This is a genomic window from Microbacterium sp. Bi128 (assembly GCF_918698205.1).
Window position 1 is genome coordinate 1 of record NZ_CAKKMM010000924.1, and the last position, 2,046, is coordinate 2,046.

2 protein-coding genes are annotated in these 2,046 nt (G+C 68.9%); both read right to left on the minus strand.

Annotation, left to right across the window (positions count from 1 at the left end):
• Positions 1–2: 2 nt before the first annotated feature.
• Positions 3–1,070 (minus strand): App1 family protein, encoded by a 1,068-nt coding sequence (locus tag LQV45_RS28060; protein ID WP_230010202.1) that lies wholly within the window; start codon positions 1,068–1,070, stop codon positions 3–5.
• Positions 1,071–1,160: 90 nt separating this feature from the next.
• On the minus strand, positions 1,161–1,901 hold the full coding sequence (locus LQV45_RS28065; RefSeq protein WP_230010204.1) for a DUF72 domain-containing protein: 741 nt from the start codon (positions 1,899–1,901) through the stop codon (positions 1,161–1,163).
• Between the last annotated feature and the right edge of the window lie 145 nt (positions 1,902–2,046).

Here is a 2,046-nt window from a genome sequence, read left to right on the forward strand (position 1 = left end):
ACCTAGAGCAGATCCAGGTCCTGCAGGCCCTTGGCGAGCCCCGCGCCGTCGGGCGAATAGAACCACGGGACGGAGGACTCCGAGTGGTCTCCGGTGTCGGAGTGGCCGCCGGCGAAGACGGCCTCGCTGGCCGAGAGCTGCCGGATGCCGATCGCGGCCACCTGGTCCGGGTGCTTCTGCGCGAAGCCGGAGTAAATCTCTTCATCGTGCTGGCCGTTGTCGCCGAACAGCAGCCAGCGCATGTTCGGGAACTCCTGGGCCAGCAGCTCAAGGTTCCGCCGTTTGTGTTCCTGGCCGCTGCGGAACCAGCGGTCGTGCGTCAGTCCCCAGTCCGTGAGCAGCAGCGCGCCGGAGGGATAGAGGTTCCGGGCGATGAAACGGGCCAGGGTGGGAGCTGCGTTCCACGGCCCGGTGGACAGGTAGATCACCGGCGCCTCCGGGTGCTCCACCTTGAGCCGATCCAGCAGGACGGCCATGCCGGGTGTCGCCATCCGGGCCCGTTCGTTCAGGACGAAGGTGTTCCACAGCGCCAGGAAGGGCCGGGGGAGGGCGGTGACCATGATGGTGTCGTCAATGTCCGAGACGATGCCGAGCCTGGTGTCCGGCGAGATCACGAAAATCCTGGCCTCGACCGGTTCCGTTCCCTCGGCGCGCAGCACGGCCGTATGCCAGCCCGGGGTCAACGCCACGTGAACCAGGGTGTCCACCAGGCCGCCGCGGTCCGCATGCACGCGGGTGGTGACGCCGCCGATCTGGATCTCCACCTCGGTGAACTGGACCGGGACGCTCGTGAACGCCCGCCAGCCGCGGAAGTTCTGGTTGCCGTTCAGGGCCAGCCGCTCCGCCTTGCCGCCGGGCACCGGCCGGCTGGTGAGGACCACGCGGCCCAGTACCCTAACCCACTCGGTCGAGCCGTAGCCCTGATAGGCGACTGTCTGCGGGCTGAACTTCCAGCGCCGGGCCGTCTTGAGCCGGAACCCGTTGACGGTGTCCGACACCCAGTGGGCGAGCCGGAAGGCCCTGTTGCCGGACACGGGCAGCTGCTGCGCTGGTTGCGAGGCCAATTCCATGCCTCCACTCTCCCACAATGCCGGGCTCCGGCTGTGCCGGCGGGGTCCCCGGACGCGGGCCCCCGCCACGCCGGATTACCAGCGTGGCGGCTAACCCAGCAGCCCGCGCAGTGTGGCGGCGTTGCGGACGGCGTTGCCGCCGCCGTCGTTGTTGAAGTACGCGTAGACGTCTTTCCCGCCGGCCTGCCACTCGCGGATCCGGTCCGCCCACCAGCGCAGGTCGTCATCGGAATAGGATCCGCCGTACAGGACGTCGTGGTCGGGGCCGTGCAGCCGGATATAGATGAACGCCGCGGTGGCGTGCAGGACGCACGGGAGCCCGGCGCCGCTCATGATGCAGTAGGCCGCGCCGTGACGTTCCAGCAGGGCGTACACGGCGTCGTCGTCCCAGCTGGGGTGGCGGAACTCCACACAGACGCGGATCCAGCCGGGCAGAGCCGCCAGGAAGTAGTCCAGCCGGGCGTCGTCGCGCGCTAAGCCCGGGGGCAGCTGGACGAGCAGCACGGCCCGCTTGTCGCCGAGTTCGTGCCAGCACCGGGTGATCCGGTCCGCCCAGACCTCGGGGGCGTAAAGCTTCTTGGCGTGCGTCAGGCCGCGGGGCGCCTTGACGGACAGGGCGAAACCGTCGGGCAGGCGGCGGCGCCAGCTGGCGAATGAGCCCTCTTTCGGCCAGCGGTAGAAGCTGGCATTCAATTCCACGGTGTCGAAGCGGGCCGCGTAATATGCCAGCCTGTCCCGGGCCGGCAGGCCCGGCGGATAGAGGACCCCGTCCCAGTGGTCATAGCTCCAGCCGGATGTGCCGATCCGCACAGCGGCCACGTGCCCTGCCATGCCCCTTCCCCTTCCCCTTCCCCTTCCGCCATGCTCCCTCTACCGTGCTCCCTCTACCGTGCCGGGGGCGACGGCGGTGTGGCACTGTAAGTGTCATGGTACGCATCGAGGATTACGCAATGGTCGGCGATCTGCACACCGCTGC

Excerpts from the sequence above, each read along its gene's own strand:
- LQV45_RS28060 (WP_230010202.1), bottom strand. The coding sequence starts at position 1,070 with ATGGAATTGGCCTCGCAACCAGCGCAGCAGCTGCCCGTGTCCGGCAAC.
- LQV45_RS28065 (WP_230010204.1), bottom strand. The coding sequence starts at position 1,901 with ATGGCAGGGCACGTGGCCGCTGTGCGGATCGGCACATCCGGCTGGAGC.